A 16,617-nucleotide genomic window follows, 5' to 3' on the forward strand; every position below is an offset into this window, starting at 1 on the left:
AACTTGAGTGAGAAGCTTGTCTATAAAGTGATCGATACAGCTATTATAATCTTTAGAAAGCGGTAAGCTGCAAAAGGGTAGTATTTATGAGCTGTTCTATAATAACAGCAAATTAAAAAGAAATCTTGATAGTTGGTATTTATAAAGCCCAACTCTAAAGATATCTCCCAAGATAGAAATTTTTCACCTAGATTTATTGCTACATTTGTTATGCAAAACTGCCAAATGGTTGGTTTTGCGTAATGCTGTGAATTATGAGCAAAAAAATATCTTCGGTTATTCAGGACGGTAGGTGAACATTGGGGGGGAGTCAGACAATGAGTTTATCTTTAAAATACCTGATTTTGTGTATGATTTATCGCGTAATTTTTAGGCGAGTTTGTTTTACGGTTTGTGTTTTATAGGTGTAGTCTTTTTGTTTTAGGCTTTGTATTTTAGGGCATTTTTAGAGAGCCTTTTGTTAATGTTTTATGTTTTTTTGTAAGGGGGTTTAAGGGGGGGCGTTTAGGTTTGTGGTAAGCCGTTCAGGAATGATTTTGTTTTTATCTTTTTTTATGAACAGTTTGTCTCTTTTAATCGGATTGGTTTAAAGAGGATGTAGGGTTATGGTTATGCGTCGTGTCTTAAAACATCATGTTTGTTTATGTGTCCTCTCAACGGCTATTGTGGCTGGGCTGGCTCTTATTACATCTCAAAAAGTATATGCTCAAGTACAGGAGACGAAGAATTGTATGGGTTTGGTTCAGGATATGGGTGGGTTGTTAGCGATGCATCATGATAAGAGGGAGGGGAAGATTGTGTGTAACAGTAGCAGTGGGACAAGGGTGCTGCAGGGTGTGAGAGAAATAGATATGAGTAATCCTGATGATGGTGAGGAGGCTGTGAAGATAACGGGGTCGAAGGCGGATATTACGATAGGAGATGATACGCTGACGGTTACGGATAGTAATAGTAGTGATAAATCGGCGATTAGGGTGGAACAGGGGGCGAGGCTGACGTTGAAGGAGAATGTTAGTATTACAGATGTGCAGAAGGTAATGGAGGTTGAGGGTTCAGGGTCTGTGATTACGGTAAATGGGGGGACATTTGGGTTGAAGGATAAGATTGGGGCAAGGAAGGATGGGGGGGGAAGGGTTATGATTGAGGTGAAGAATGAGGGGAGGATTGTTTTTGATAAGAGGGCGGTGGGGAGTCTGACTATTAGTGGGGGGGAGGGAGCTAAGACTAAGGTAACGGGGATAGAGGTGAGTGAAACAGGGGGAGAGGTGGAGATGAGGAAGGGAACGACACTTGATTTTACAGGGGTGACAGAAGCGATAAAGATTAAGGGTAGTGCAGAAGCTACTGTAAGTGGAGGGGGTACTATAAATGTTACGGGAAAGAGTACGGGGATTAAGATGGAAGGCTTAGGGAAGGCTGATGTGATGAATCTGACTGTTAATGGGAGTGGGGGAGCAACAGTAACAGGGGCTGAGGTCAGTAATGGGACGTTGATGATGAATATGGTGAAGTTGATGCAGGTCACAACAGGGGCAAAGGTAACAGGGGGTGGGACGCTGAAGGTGCTTGAGGGGACGATTACGGGAAAGGGTACGGGTACGGGGGTGGAGATGGATAGTTCAGGGACAGTCACGTTGACCAGTGTGAAGATTTCGGAATTTGCAAAAGGGGTGGAGGCGAAGAATGGGCAGTTGGTGATAAATGGTACGTCGACGATTACAGTTACAGATGGTGGGACGGGGCTTAATATAACGGGAGGGAGTGCTACTATGATGGGGGGATCAATTACGGGAACTGGGGGAGCTAGGAGTAGGAGTACGGGGGTATATGCGGGGACTTCGGAGACGGTCACGTTGACCAATGTGAATATTTCAAATTTCAAAACAGGGGTGGAGGCGATAAAGGGGCAGTTGGTGATAAATGGTACGTCGACGATTACGGTTACGGAGAATGGGACGGGGGTGAAGGTGGGGGGGACAGCGAAGAGTGCTACTTTGACAGATGTGACGATTAAGGTTGAGGGGAGTTATGGGACGGGGCTTAATATAACAGGAGGGAGTGCTACTATGACGGGGGGATCAATTACGGGAAAGGATGGAAATCAGGGTACGGGGGTAATGGTGGGGACTTCGCAAACAGTCACGTTGACCAGTGTGGGTATTTCACAGGTCATGACGGGGGTGGAGGTGACAAAGGGGATACTGAAGGTAACAGAAGGGTCGATTGAAGGGAAGACCTATGGGGTGAAGGTAACAGGAGGGAATGCTACTATGACGGGGACGACGATTACGGGAGAGAATGGGACGGGGGTGTGGATGGAGGGGAGTGGGACGGCTAAATTGACAGGGGTGACGGTTACGGGAGGGAGTCGGGGGGTGTGGGTGCAGGGGAATGGGAGGTTGGAGATGACAGAAGGGTCGATTGAGTTTACGGGGGCGCATGGGGTGTATGTGAGGGATAATGCGACGGCTAAATTGACAGAGGTGACGATTACGGGGAAGACCTATGGGGTGTATGCGACGGGGGGAAAGTTTGAGATGAATATGGGAGAGATTACGGGAGGGAGTCAGGGGGTGTATGTGTCGGGGATGGCGACAAGTGCTGAGTTGACAAAGGTGAAGATTAAAGGAGGGGGTGGTACGGGGGTATATGCGGGGACTGCGAGGAAAGTCACGTTGAATATGGTGGAGATTTCAAAGGTTAAAATGGGGGTGGATGCGGTGGCAGGCGAGTTGGTGGTGAATATGGGGTCGATTACGGTTACAAATGGGGGGACGGGGGTGAAGGTGGGCGGATCTGTGAAGAGTGCTGAGTTGACAGGGACGCAGATTAAGGGAGGGGGAAAGGGTACGGGGGTGTGGATGGAGGGGGGGAAGGTGACGATGACAGGGGGGTCGATAACAAATGTGCTAACGGGGATAGATATGGCGGGAAGTGGGACGTTGACGGTGGAGGATAATACGACAATTAGTTTTACGGGGGATGGAACCGGGGTGAAGGTGGGAGCAACGGTGCAGAGTGCTACTTTGACAGGGGTGACGATTAGGGGAGATGATGGAAAAGGTACGGGGGTAGAAGTGAAGGCAGGGGATCTGACGGTGACAGGAGGGGAGATAACAAATGTACAAATGGGGATAGATATGTCAGGAAGTGGGACGTTAAAGGTGGAGGATGGGACGAGGATTGAGTTTAAGGGGACGCACGGGGTGAAGGTGGGAACAGCGGTGACAAGTACTACTTTGACAGGGGTGACGATTAGGGGAGAAGGAAAGGGTACGGGGGTGTGGATGGAGGGGGGGAATCTGACAGTGAAGGGAGGGTCGATAACAAATGTGCTAACGGGGATAGATATGGCGGGAAGTGGGACGTTGACGGTGGAGGATGGGACGAGGATTGAGTTTAAGGGGACGCATGGGGTGAAGGTGGGAGGATCGGTGCAGAGTACTCAGTTGACAGGGGTGACGATTAGGGGAAATGATGGAAAAGGTACGGGGGTAGAAGTGAAGGCAGGGGATCTGACGGTGACAGGAGGGGAGATAACAAATGTACAAATGGGGATAGCTATGTCAGGAAGTGGGACGTTAAAGGTGGAGGATGGGACGAGGATTGAGTTTAAGGGGACGCACGGGGTGAAGGTGGGAACAGCGGTGACAAGTACTACTTTGACAGGGGTGACGATTAGGGGAGAAGGAAAGGGTACGGGGGTGTGGATGGAGGGGGGGAATCTGACAGTGAAGGGAGGGGAGATAACAAATGTACAAATGGGGATAGATATGTCTGGAAGTGGGGAGTTGAAGGTGGAGGATGGGACGAGGATTAGTTTTAAAGGGACACATGGGATAGGCGTGTGGGGGGATGTGACGGTTAGTTTGACAGGGACGAAGATTATGGGAGGGGGAAGTAATGGGTCAAATACGGGGATTGGGGTGATAATGGCGGGGAAAATGATGACGATGGAGAAGGTGGATATTTCAGGGGTTGGAAAGGGGGTATATGTGATGAGGGGAGAGGTGATGATGGATAAGGTGGATATTTCAGGGGTGCAAACGGGGATAGAAGTGGAAAGTGGGACGTTAGAGGTGCTTGGGGTGAGTGGAAATTCGACGATTAATTTTACGGGGGATGGGTATGGGGTGAAGGTGGGAGCATCGGTGAAGAGTGTTCGTTTGACGGATGTGAGGATTACGGGAGGTGATCAGGGAAGTGGTACAGGGGTATGGGCAAATAGTTCGGAAAAGATGACATTGATGTTGGATAAGGTGGGTATTTCAGGGGTCGTAATGGGGGTGAATATGTTAGAGGGTGAGATGTTAGAGATAAAGGAGGGGACGATTAGTTTTAAGGCAGGGTATGGGGTGAGAGTGGGAGATAAAGTGAAGAGTGCTCGTTTGATGGGGACGCAGATTACGGGAGATGGAAGTGGGTACGGGGTGTGGGCGATGGGGAAAATGATGACGATGGATAAGGTGAATATTTCAAATGTACAAATGGGGGTGGAGGTGAAGGCAGGGAATCTGACAATCACAGGAGGGTCGATAAAAGAGGTGCAAACGGGGATAGCTATGTTAGGGAATGGGATGCTCAAGGTGGAGGATAATACGACAATTAGTTTTACGCGGGGGTATGGGGTGTATGTAGGGAAAGAAGTGAAGAGTGCTACTTTGATGGGGACGGTGATTACGGGAGGGAAAGCAGGGTACGGGGTATATGTGAGTGGGGGAACGGTGATGGTTAGTGGAGGATCGATAAAAGAGGTGCAAACGGGGATCGTTATGATGGGAAAGGGGACGTTGGAAGTGAAGGATAATACGACAATTAATTTTACGCGGGGGTATGGGGTGTATGTGAGGGGATCGGTAAAGAGTGCTGAGTTGACGGGGACGGTGATTACGGGAGGGAAAGCAGGGTACGGGGTATATGCGGGGGGGGAAGGAAGGGTGACGGTGAAGGGAGGGTCGATAAAAGGGGTTTGGAAGGGGGTGGAGGTGTTGGCAGGGGATCTGACGGTGAAGGGTGGGACGACAATTCACTTTATGGGGGATGGGTATGGGGTGAAGGTGGGGAAATTGGTGAAGAGTACTGAGTTGACAGAGGTAACGATTACAGGAGGGAGAAGTGGTATGGGGGTATGGATGGAGGGGGAAAAGATGACGATGACCAATGTGGATATTTCACAGGTTGGTATGGGGGTATATGCGGAGGGGAAAAAGGTGATGGTTAGTGGGGGAACGATAAAAGAGGTGGAGAAGGGGATCGTTATGATAGGGGATGGGATGTTGATGGTGAAAGATAGGACGAAGATTGAGTTTAAGGGGGATGGGACTGGGGCTGGAGTATATATGGAGGGATCGGTGAATGCTCGTTTGACAGGGACGCAGATTATAGGAGAGAAAAAGCAGGGTAAGGGGGTGATGATGGAGGAGGGGAAGGTGATGTTGGAGAATGTACATATTTCAGAGGTTGGAACGGGGGTAGAGGTGATGAGGGGAGAGGCATGGTTGAAAGAGACGCATTTGGGAAATGTTGCAAAAGGGATGAATATCGAAAACGGGGATGTGTTTATGGAAGGTGGGGAGATGAGCTTTGATGGAGATTACGGGATCAATCTTGCAAGGGGGAATGCTGCTTTAAGGGGTGTTAATATGACTTATACGGGCAGTGATAAGACTGCTAACTTCATCAATGTTGAAGGGGGAACAGTTTTGGCAGAAAATGTAACAATCACAGGAAATGACAAGGGGCAGGGCTTAAAGGTCATAAAGGGGGGAGCAGTGTGGTTGAAAAATACAACCTTTACCAATGTCAAAAATGGTATGACTGTTGAGGGAAGGAGTACCATACGTATGGAAAAAGGAGGCATTACTTTTAAAGAAGGGCACGGCATTTATCTCAGTGGGGGACAGGCTTTGTTAAGTAGTTTCAATATTACAGGACAAGGTCGTAAGAGTATAGGGATGGGGGTGAGTAACTCAGGAGAAGTAATGATGAGGGGGGTGGAGATTTCAAAGGTTGGAATGGGAATACGGATGACAAGTGGGAATCTGGTGATGAACCGGGGATCTATTGCTTTTAATGGAGACTACGGTATCAATCTTGTTCTAGGGCATGCCCTGTTAAATGAGCTCACCATTACAGGATCTGGTATTAGTAACACTGGAACGGGGGTAGAAGTGGGGTATGGAGGAAAAGTAATAATGAAGGGGGTGAATGTTTCAGGGGTAGCAATGGGGGTACAAGTGACAACAAGTAGTGGAGCGGCGTGGTTGAAAGAGACATACTTTACCGATGTCAAAAATGGTATAATTGTTACAGAGGGGAATGTGATTATGGACAAAGGAGGTATTGCTTTTAAAGGAGATTACGGGATCAATCTTGCAAAGGGTAATGTTGTTTTAAAGAGCGTCAATATGACTTATGCGGGCAGTGATAAGACTGCTAACTTCATGAGGGTCGAAGGGGGAACAGTTTTGGCAGAAAATGTAACAATTTCCACTTCAGGAAATGTAAGTAAAGGGCTGGGCTTAAAGGTCATAAAGGACGGAAAGGTTGTCTTGAAAAATACAACCTTTACCAATGTCAAAAATGGTATGACTGTTACAGAGGGGGTTGTGCGTATGGAAGGTGGGGAGATAAGCTTTGATGGAAAGCACGGCATCGATCTTATCCAGGGTCAGGTTGCTTTAATGGTGGTCAAAATGACTTATCAAGGAAATAGTCCTACGGCTGACTTCATCAAAATTACCGGAGAGGATACTACTACAAATGCTGTGGAAACGATCCTTTCTAAAAAGAAGGCCGCAGTCGTTGCAGCAAATCTAACAATCAACGGAAATGGTCATGGGCAGGGCTTGCATGTAATAAGGGGTGGACGGGTTGTATTGATGAAGCCAACTTATACTGATGTTTACAATGGGATGACCATTAAAGAGGGTGCTGTACAGGTACTGGGTGGGGAGATGACTTTTAAAGGAGAGCATGCTGTCTATCTTAATCGGGGCCATGCTTTGTTAACTAATGTCGCTATGAAGTATACAGGAGATAATGACAAGAGTACTTTCTTAAAGGTCGAGGCAAAAGGAAATGCTCTAAATACAGCAGATATTAGGGGGACGGGCATTAAAATCGAGGGAAATGGTCATGTACAAGGGGTTCATGTGGAAAATGGGGGGCGGGTGATGTTAGAAAGTGCGGTCTTTTCTAATATCAAAAATGGGGTTACTGTGTTGAATGGTGAATTCTGGATGAAGAAGGGGGAAATTGAGTTTAAAGGAGAGCATGCTGTCAGTCTTTCAACGGGGAAGGTCGTGCTCAATGGCGTTATTATGAACTATGGGGGTGATAGAAGGGTAAAGAGGGGTGCTAACTCTACAAAATTCATCAAAGTCGAAGGAAAAGGTGCAAATCTTACCGCAGTCAAGGTGATGATCATTGGTAATGATAACGGACAGGCGGATGGTTTGATGGTGTAGTCTTTTTGTTTTAGGCTTTGTGTTTTGGCGCATTTATTAGAGAGCCTTTTGTTAATGTTTTATGTTTTTTTGTAAGGGGGTTTAAGGGGGGGCGTTTAGGTTTGTGGTAAGCCGTTCAGGAATGATTTTGTTTTTATCTTTTTTTATGAACAGTTTGTCTCTTTTAATCGGATTGGTTTAAAGAGGATGTAGGGTTATGGTTATGCGTCGTGTCTTAAAACATCATGTTTGTTTATGTGTCCTCTCAACGGCTATTGTGGCTGGGTTGGCTCTTATTACATCTCAAAAAGTATATGCTCAAGCACAGAATTGTGGGGGTTGGGTTCAGAGTAGTGAGGTTTTAGCGAGGCATCATGATGAGAAGGAGGGGAAGATTGTGTGTAACAGTAGCAGTGGGACAAGGACGCTGGAGGGTGAGAGAACAATAGATATGAGTGACCCTGATGAGGGTGAGGAGGCTGTGAAGATAACGGGGTCGGAGGCGAATATTACGATAGGAGATAATCTGCTGACGGTTACGGATAGTAAGAGTAGTGATAAATCGGCGATTAGAGTGGAACAGGGGGCGAGGCTGACGTTGAAGGATAAGGTTAGTATTACAGATGTGCAGAAGGTGATGGAGGTTGAGGGGAAAGGATCTGTGATTACGGTAAATGGGGGGACGTTTAGGTTGAAGGATAAGATTGGGGCAAGGAAGGATGGGGGGAGGGTTATGATTGAGGTGAAGGATGAGGGGAGGATTGTTTTTGATAAGAGGGCGGTGGGGCGTAATGGGGGTGATCTGACTATTAGCGGGGGTATGGGAGCTATGACTACGGTAACGGGGATAGAGGTGAGTGGAACAGGGGGAGAGGTGGAGGTGAGGAAGGGAACGACAGTTAATTTTGAGAGGGTGACAGAAGCGATAAAGATTAAGAGTAGTGGGACGGCTAATATAAGAGGAGAGGGAATTATAAATATTACGGGAAAGAGTACGGGGATTAAGATGGAGGGCTCAGGGAAGGCTGATGTGATGAGTCTGACTATTAATGGGAGTAGGGGAGCGACAGTAACAGGGGCTGAGGTATCAAGTGGGACGTTGGAATTGACTAAAGTGACGTTGATGCAGGTCACAACAGGGGCAAAGGTAACAGGGAGTGGGACGCTGAAGGTGCTTGAGGGGACGATTACGGGAGGGGGAAGTGGGATGGGGGTGGAGATGGATAGCTCAGGGACAGTCACGTTGACCAGTGTGAAGATTTCGGAATTTGCAAAAGGGGTGGAGGCGAAGAATGGGCAGTTGGTGATAAATGGTACGTCGACGATTACAGTTACAGATGGTGGGACGGGGCTTAATATAACAGGAGGGAGTGCTACTATGATGGGGGGAGAGATTACGGGAAGTGGGGGAGCTGTGAGTACGGGGACGGGGGTGAAGATGGAGAGCTCGGGGACAGTCACGTTGACCAGTGTGGGTATTTCACAGGTCATGACGGGGGTGGAGGCGATAAATGGGCAGTTAGTGATAAATGGTACGTCGACGATTACGGTTACAGATGGTGGGACGGGGGTGAAGGTGTCGGGAAGTGCGACGGCTGATTTGACAAGGGTGAAGATTACGGTTACGGGGATGTATGGGACGGGGCTTAATATAACAGGAGGGAGTGCTACTATGACGGGGGGATCAATTACGGGAAGTGGGAGAGCTGTGAGTAGGAGTACGGGGGTGAAGATGGATAGCTCGGGGACAGTCACGTTGAATACGGTGAATGTTTCAGGGGTGCAAACAGGGGTGGAGGCGATAAAGGGGATACTGAAGGTAACAGAAGGGTCGATTGAAGGGAAGACCTATGGGGTGAAGGTAACAGGAGGGAATGCTACTATGACGGGGACGACGATTACGGGAGAGAATGGGACGGGGGTGTGGATGGAGGGGAGTGGGACGGCTAAATTGACAAAGGTGAAGATTACGGGAGGGAGTCGGGGGGTGTGGGTGCAGGGGAATGGGAGGTTGGAGATGACAGAAGGGTCGATTGAGTTTACGGGGGCGCATGGGGTGTATGTGAGGGATAATGCGACGGCTAAATTGACAGAGGTGAAGATTACGGGAAGTGGAACGGGGGTGGAGATGAGGAGCTCGGGGACGATGACGTTGACCAGTGTCAATATTTCACAGGTACAAACGGGGGTGGATGCGGTGGCAGGGCAGTTGGTGATGAATATGGGGACGGTTGAGTTTACGGGGAATGGGTATGGGGTGAAGGTGTCGGGGACGGCGACAAGTGCTGAGTTGACAAAGGTGAAGATTACGGGAGGGAGTCAGGATACGGGTAAGGGGGTATATGCGGAGGGGAAAAAGGTGACGATGAGCAGTGTGGATATTTCAAATGTACGATTGGGGGTAGAGGTGAAGGCAGGGGATCTGACGATCACAGGGGGGTCGATAAAAGGGGTGAAGTGGGGGATAAATATGGAGGGGGGTAAGAAATTGGTGATGGATGGGGGGACGACAATTAGTTTTACGGATGGATATGGGGTGAAGATACAAAATAATGTGACGGCTGAGTTGACAAATGTGAAGATTATGGGAAGTGGAAGTAGTCAGGGTACGGGGGTAACTGCGATGGGGACGGGAAGTGTGACGATGAATATGGTGGAGATTTCAAAGGTACAAGTGGGGGTGAATGCGACTGGTGGAACGGTGACAATCACAGGAGGGTGGATAAGAGAGGTGGAGAAGGGGATAGATATGACAGGAACTGGAACGTTGACGGTGAGTGGGACAGAGATTCAGTTTAAGGAGAATGGGTATGGGGTGAGAGTGGGAGAGAAGGTGACGAGTGCTACTTTGACAAAGGTGACGATTAGGGGAACTGGGGGAGATGGCACGGGTACGGGGGTACATGCAGAGGGAGGGAATCTGACAGTGAAGGGAGGGTCGATAACAAATGTGCAAATGGGGATAGATATGGCGGGAAGTGGGACGTTGACGGTGGAGGATGGGACGAGGATTGAGTTTAAGGGGACGCATGGGGTGAAGGTGGGAGGATCGGTGACAAGTGCTACTTTGACAGGGGTGATGATTAGGGGAGATGGAAAGGGTACGGGTACGGGGGTACATGCAGAGGGGGGGAAGGTGACGGTGACAGGGGGGTGGATAAGAGAGGTGCAAACGGGGATAGATATGGCGGGGAAGGGGACGTTAAAGGTGGAGGATGGGACGAGGATTAGTTTTAAAGGGACACATGGGGTGAAGGTGGGAGCAACGGTGCAGAGTGCTACTTTGACAGGGGTGACGATTAGGGGAACTGGGGGAGATGGCACGGGTACGGGGGTACATGCAGAGGGAGGGAATCTGACAGTGAAGGGAGGGTCGATAACAAATGTGCTAACGGGGATAGATATGTCTGGAAGTGGGACGTTAAAGGTGGAGGATGGGACGAGGATTGAGTTTAAGGGGACGCATGGGGTGAAGGTGGGAGGATCGGTGACGAGTGCTACTTTGACAAATGTGACGATTAGGGGAAATGATGGAAATGGCACGGGTACGGGGGTAGAAGTGAAGGCAGGGGATCTGACAGTGAAGGGAGGGTCGATAACAAATGTGCTAACGGGGATAGATATGGCGGGGAAGGGGACGTTGACGGTGGAGGATGGGACGAGGATTGAGTTTAAGGGGACGCATGGGGTGGGTGTGTGGGGGGATGTGACGGTTAGTTTGACAGGGACGAAGATTATGGGAGAGGGAAATGGAAGTGATGGGTCAAGTACGGGGATTGGGGTGATAATGGCGGGGAAAACGATGACGATGGATAAGGTGGATATTTCGGGGGTAGCAATGGGGGTATATGCGGGAAGTGGGAAGTTGGTGATAAGGGAGGGGACGACAATTAATTTTGCGAAAACTTATGGGGTGAAAGTGGGAGCATCGGTGACAAGTACTGAGTTAACAAGGGTGACGATTGTGGGAGAAGGAAAGGGTACGGGGGTGTATGCGGGGGGCAAAACGATGATGATCACAGGGGGGTCGATAACAAATGTACAAATGGGGGTAAGGGTGATGGCAGGGGAGTTGGAGATAAAGGATGGGACGGTGATTACGGTTACGGAGAATGGAACCGGGGTGGGTGTGTGGGGAGGAACAGCGACGGCTGAGTTGACAGAGGTAACGATTAAGGGAGAGGGAAGTAATGGGTCAAATACGGGGATTGGGGTGATAATGGCGGGGAGCTCGGGGACAATGAAGGATGTACGTATTTCAGGGGTTGAGAAGGGGGTATATGTGATGAGGGGAGAGGTGACGATGGATAAGGTGGATATTTCAGGGGTGCAAACGGGGATAGAGGTGGAAAGTGGGACGTTAGAGGTGCTTGGGGAGAGTGGAAATTCGACAATTAATTTTACGGGGGACTATGGGGTGAAGGTGGGAGCATCGGTGAAGAGTGTTCGTTTGACGGATGTGAGGATTACGGGAGGTGATCAGGGAAGTGGTACAGGGGTATGGGCAAATAGTTCGGAAAAGATGACATTGATGTTGGATAAGGTGGGTATTTCAGGGGTCGTAATGGGGGTGAATATGTTAGAGGGTGAGATGTTAGAGATAAAGGAGGGGACGATTAGTTTTAAGGCAGGGTATGGGGTGTATGTGGGAGATAAAGTGAAGAGTGCTCGTTTGATGGGGACGCAGATTACGGGAGATGGAAGTGGGTACGGGGTGTGGGCGATGGGGAAAATGATGACGATGGATAAGGTGAATATTTCAAATGTACAAATGGGGGTGGAGGTGAAGGCAGGGAATCTGACAATCACAGGAGGGTCGATAAAAGAGGTGCAAACGGGGATAGCTATGTTAGGGAATGGGATGCTCAAGGTGGAGGAGAAAACAGAGATTCAGTTTAGGAATGGGTATGGGGTGTATGTGGGAGAGAAGGTGCAGAGTGCTACTTTGATGGGGACGGTGATTACGGGAGGGAAAGCAGGGTACGGGGTATATGCGAAGGGTGGAAGGGTGATGGTTAGTGGGGGGTCAATAAAAGAGGTTGGAATGGGGATAAGGGTGTTGGCAGGAGATCTGACGGTGAGGGATGGGACGACAATTCATTTTATAGGGGATGGAGCTGGAGTATATGTGGAAGAGAAGGTAAAGAGTGCTACTTTGACAAAGGTGACGATTAGGGGAACTGGGGGAGATGGGAGTACTGGGGTAATAATGGAGAGCTCGGGGACGATGACCGATGTGGATATTTCAAATGTACAAATGGGGGTAACTGCAATGGGTGGAGCGGTGACGATCACAGGGGGATCGATAAAAGAGGTAGAGAAGGGGATCGTTATGATAGGGGATGGGATGTTGATGGTGAAGGGTAAGACAGAGATTCAGTTTGAAAAGGGAGATGGGTATGGGGTGTATATGGAGGGATCGGTGAATGCTAGTTTGATGGATGTAACGATTACGGGAGAAGAAAAGAAAGGTACGGGAGTATATGCAGAGGGGGGAAGGTGTGGTTGGAGAATGTACATATTTCAGAGGTTGGAACGGGGGTAGAGGTGATGAGGGGAGAGGCGTGGTTGAAAGAGACGCATTTGGGAAATGTTGCAAAAGGGATGAATATCGAAAACGGGGATGTGTACATGGAAAAAGGATCAATAGAGTTTGATGGAGAGCACGGCATTCATCTCAAGCAGGGGAATGTTGATTTAAGGGGTGTCAGCATGACTTATACGGGCAGTGATAAGACTGCTAACTTCATCAATGTTGAAGGGGGAACAGTTTTGGCATTGGGTGTGACTATCAATGGAAATGACAAGGGGCAGGGCTTAAAGGTCATAAAGGGGGGAGCAGTGTGGTTGAAAAATACAACCTTTACCAATGTCAAAAATGGTATGACTGTTGAGGGAAGGAGTACCATACGTATGGAAAAAGGAGGCATTACTTTTAAAGAAGGGCACGGCATTTATCTCAGTGGGGGACAGGCTTTGTTAAGTAGTTTCAATATTACAGGACAAGGTCGTAAGAGTATAGGGATGGGGGTGAGTAACTCAGGAGAAGTAATGATGAGGGGGGTGGAGATTTCAAAGGTTGGAATGGGAATACGGATGACAAGTGGGAATCTGGTGATGAACCGGGGATCTATTGCTTTTAATGGAGACTACGGTATCAATCTTGTTCTAGGGCATGCCCTGTTAAATGAGCTCACCATTACAGGATCTGGTATTAGTAACACTGGAACGGGGGTAGAAGTGGGGTATGGAGGAAAAGTAATAATGAAGGGGGTGAATGTTTCAGGGGTAGCAATGGGGGTACAAGTGACAACAAGTAGTGGAGCGGCGTGGTTGAAAGAGACATACTTTACCGATGTCAAAAATGGTATAATTGTTACAGAGGGGAATGTGATTATGGACAAAGGAGGTATTGCTTTTAAAGGAGATTACGGGATCAATCTTGCAAAGGGTAATGTTGTTTTAAAGAGCGTCAATATGACTTATGCGGGCAGTGATAAGACTGCTAACTTCATGAGGGTCGAAGGGGGAACAGTTTTGGCAGAAAATGTAACAATTTCCACTTCAGGAAATGTAAGTAAAGGGCTGGGCTTAAAGGTCATAAAGGACGGAAAGGTTGTCTTGAAAAATACAACCTTTACCAATGTCAAAAATGGTATGACTGTTACAGAGGGGGTTGTGCGTATGGAAGGTGGGGAGATAAGCTTTGATGGAAAGCACGGCATCGATCTTATCCAGGGTCAGGTTGCTTTAATGGTGGTCAAAATGACTTATCAAGGAAATAGTCCTACGGCTGACTTCATCAAAATTACCGGAGAGGATACTACTACAAATGCTGTGGAAACGATCCTTTCTAAAAAGAAGGCCGCAGTCGTTGCAGCAAATCTAACAATCAACGGAAATGGTCATGGGCAGGGCTTGCATGTAATAAGGGGTGGACGGGTTGTATTGATGAAGCCAACTTATACTGATGTTTACAATGGGATGACCATTAAAGAGGGTGCTGTACAGGTACTGGGTGGGGAGATGACTTTTAAAGGAGAGCATGCTGTCTATCTTAATCGGGGCCATGCTTTGTTAACTAATGTCGCTATGAAGTATACAGGAGATAATGACAAGAGTACTTTCTTAAAGGTCGAGGCAAAAGGAAATGCTCTAAATACAGCAGATATTAGGGGGACGGGCATTAAAATCGAGGGAAATGGTCATGTACAAGGGGTTCATGTGGAAAATGGGGGGCGGGTGATGTTAGAAAGTGCGGTCTTTTCTAATATCAAAAATGGGGTTACTGTGTTGAATGGTGAATTCTGGATGAAGAAGGGGGAAATTGAGTTTAAAGGAGAGCATGCTGTCAGTCTTTCAACGGGGAAGGTCGTGCTCAATGGCGTTATTATGAACTATGGGGGTGATAGAAGGGTAAAGAGGGGTGCTAACTCTACAAAATTCATCAAAGTCGAAGGAAAAGGTGCAAATCTTACCGCAGTCAAGGTGATGATCATTGGTAATGATAACGGACAGGCGGATGGTTTGATGGTGTAGTCTTTTTGTTTTAGGCTTTGTGTTTTGGCGCATTTATTAGAGAGCCTTTTGTTAATGTTTTATGTTTTTTTGTAAGGGGGTTTAAGGGGGGGCGTTTAGGTTTGTGGTAAGCCGTTCAGGAATGATTTTGTTTTTATCTTTTTTTATGAACAGTTTGTCTCTTTTAATCGGATTGGTTTAAAGAGGATGTAGGGTTATGGTTATGCGTCGTGTCTTAAAACATCATGTTTGTTTATGTGTCCTCTCAACGGCTATTGTGGCTGGGTTGGCTCTTATTACATCTCAAAAAGTATATGCTCAACAATTAAAGACGAATATGGGTAATTGTAATGGTAAGGCTGGTGATGGTAGTGCGTTGCAGGGGTGGGATAATCCTAGTGGGAGGATCGAGTGTGGCAGTGAGATTAAGACAAGGATGCTGACTGGTGTGAGAACAATAGATATGAATAGCGAACCTGGTGAGGAGGCTGTGAAGATAATAGGGCCGGATACAGATATTACGATAGGAGATAATCTGCTGACGGTTACAGATAAGAGTAATAATAGTGATAAATCGGCGATTAGAGTGGAACAGGGGGGGACGCTGACGTTGAAGGAGAAGGTTAGTATTACAAATGTGAAAAAGGTGATGGAGGTTGATGGTTCAGGGTCTGTGATTACGGTAAATGGGGGGACGTTTAGGTTGAAGGATGCGATTGAGAGAAAGGAGAATGGGGGGAGGGTTATGATTGAGGTGAAGAAGGGGGGAAAGGTCGTTTTTGATAAGAGGGTGGGGAGTAATGGGGGGAGTCTGATTATTAGTGGGGGTGTGGGAGCTACGACTAAGGTAACGGGGATAGAGGTGAGTGAAACAGGGGGAGAGGTGGAGATGAGGAAGGGAACGACAGTTAATTTTGAGAGGGTGACAGAAGCGATAAAGATTAAGAGTAGTGGGACGGCTAATATAAGAGGAGAGGGAATTATAAATATTACGGGAAAGAGTACGGGGATTAAGATGGAAGGCTTAGGGAAGGCTGATGTGATGAATCTGACTGTTAATGGAAATGGGGGAACGACAGTAACAGGGGCTGAGGTATCAAGTGGGACGTTGGAATTGACTAAAGTGACGTTGAAGAATGTCACAACAGGGGCAAAGGTAACAGGGGATGGAAAGTTGGAGATGCTTAGAGGGGGGATTACGGGAGGGGGTGGAAATCAGGGTACGAGGGTGGAGATGGATAGTTCAGGGACAGTCACGTTGACCAATGTGGATATTTCAAATTTCAAAACAGGGGTGGAGGCGACAAAGGGGATGCTGGTGATAAATGGTACGTCGACGATTATGTGGTGCCCAGACGCGGATTCGAACCACGGACACGCGGATTTTCAGTCCGCTGCTCTACCAACTGAGCTATCTGGGCACGTTTCAATAAATATATGAAACGTGTGCGGTTATAACATTAAAATCCTCGCTGTCTAGCCGTCAAAATAAAAATAATCAATTTTTATAAGTTTATCTTTATATTTCAGATATTATGATTATTCTTTTGTAAAATTAATTTGATAAGTATTTTATGGTAGATTGGGTGTGTTGTGTTCAGAATACTATCTTCTTTTGGTGTAAATGAAGAACAATTCCCCTTAAGGATTT

3 protein-coding genes and 1 tRNA gene are annotated in these 16,617 nt (G+C 47.7%); 3 read left to right on the forward strand and 1 reads right to left on the reverse strand.

What is annotated here, in order from left to right; translation table 11 throughout:
• Nucleotides 1-605 precede the first annotated feature (605 nt).
• From BWD162_RS00550 to BWD162_RS00560, 3 genes are all read left to right on the forward strand, one after another.
• Nucleotides 606-7,469: a beta strand repeat-containing protein gene (locus BWD162_RS00550; protein WP_078704985.1), complete on the forward strand. Its 6,864-nt coding sequence runs from the start codon at nucleotides 606-608 to the stop codon at nucleotides 7,467-7,469.
• A 196-nt stretch (nucleotides 7,470-7,665) separates the two neighbouring features.
• Complete coding sequence (locus BWD162_RS00555; protein WP_078704986.1) at nucleotides 7,666-12,993, forward strand: beta strand repeat-containing protein; 5,328 nt, start codon at nucleotides 7,666-7,668, stop codon at nucleotides 12,991-12,993.
• Nucleotides 12,954-14,987 (forward strand): hypothetical protein, encoded by a 2,034-nt coding sequence (locus BWD162_RS00560; RefSeq protein WP_078704987.1) that lies wholly within the window; start codon nucleotides 12,954-12,956, stop codon nucleotides 14,985-14,987. The genes BWD162_RS00555 and BWD162_RS00560 overlap by 40 nt, the downstream gene beginning before the upstream one ends.
• A gap of 1,324 nt (nucleotides 14,988-16,311) precedes the next feature.
• On the opposite strand, the gene BWD162_RS00565 is transcribed toward BWD162_RS00560, so the two are convergent.
• A tRNA-Phe gene (locus BWD162_RS00565) sits at nucleotides 16,312-16,387 on the reverse strand.
• Nucleotides 16,388-16,617: the final 230 nt, after the last annotated feature.

It is taken from the genome of Bartonella sp. WD16.2 (genome assembly GCF_002022505.1).
Taxonomy (GTDB): domain Bacteria; phylum Pseudomonadota; class Alphaproteobacteria; order Rhizobiales; family Rhizobiaceae; genus Bartonella.

What these genes read in the sequence shown, in the direction of transcription:
- BWD162_RS00555 (WP_078704986.1), top strand. Translation starts at nt 7,666, where the DNA reads ATGGTTATGCGTCGTGTCTTAAAACATCATGTTTGTTTATGTGTCCTC.
- BWD162_RS00550 (WP_078704985.1), top strand. Translation starts at nt 606, where the DNA reads ATGGTTATGCGTCGTGTCTTAAAACATCATGTTTGTTTATGTGTCCTC.